The following is a 706-nucleotide window of genomic DNA, read 5'->3' on the forward strand; positions in this document are numbered from 1 at the left end:
ACCGTACTCAGATGGAACGAATTCAACATCTAACTTCTCAGCGACTTCAGCCAAAGCCTCTTCGTTATCGAAAGCAACCCCCAACCTAGTAGCAGCCAGCGCGGTAAGACGATAAAGCGCCCCGCTATCAAGCAAAGACCAGCCCAAATGCTTCGCCACGAGCTGAGCAATACTCCCCTTACCCGCGCCGCTGGGACCATCTATCGTTAATACTTTGCATGTCATTCAACTATCTCCAATTTTTTGAATGTCACGAAATTTTTCAGCACCATTCTTTACTACAACTCGTTTTACTCGGAATCGTCTTCAACGCTAATATTCAGACCCACTTCACTAGCCAACTCAACAAAATTTGGAAATGACGTCGCAACATTAGCACAATCCCTAATCACGATTTCACCCTTCGCTCTTAATGAAGCGACAGCGAAAGACATCGCTATTCTATGATCGCCATGACTATGAACTGTACCGCCTTGAATCTCAGAATTCTTGATCACTATACCGTCGTGCTTAACATCCGTTCTAACACCCAGCTGCGCCAAACCATCAGCCATCACTTGTATACGGTCGCTTTCCTTAACACGAAGCTCTTCAGCGCCACTTAAGACCGTCTCTCCCTCAGCACAAACCGCAGCAATAAACAAAACAGGAAACTCATCGATCGCAAGCGGAACCTGATCCTCTGGAATTTTAATTCCTTTAAGAG

General features: G+C 45.9%; 1 protein-coding gene and 1 pseudogene. Both read right to left on the bottom strand.

Features of this window, described 5'->3' with window-relative positions:
- On the bottom strand, positions 1 to 225 hold a 225-nt coding region (locus A3735_RS08500), incomplete at its 3' end, for a d(CMP) kinase (protein ID WP_197485772.1).
- A gap of 65 nt (positions 226 to 290) precedes the next feature.
- Positions 291 to 706 (bottom strand): annotated as a pseudogene (locus A3735_RS08505) (bifunctional prephenate dehydrogenase/3-phosphoshikimate 1-carboxyvinyltransferase); the annotation flags it as partial.

The organism is Oleiphilus sp. HI0061, from assembly GCF_001635675.1.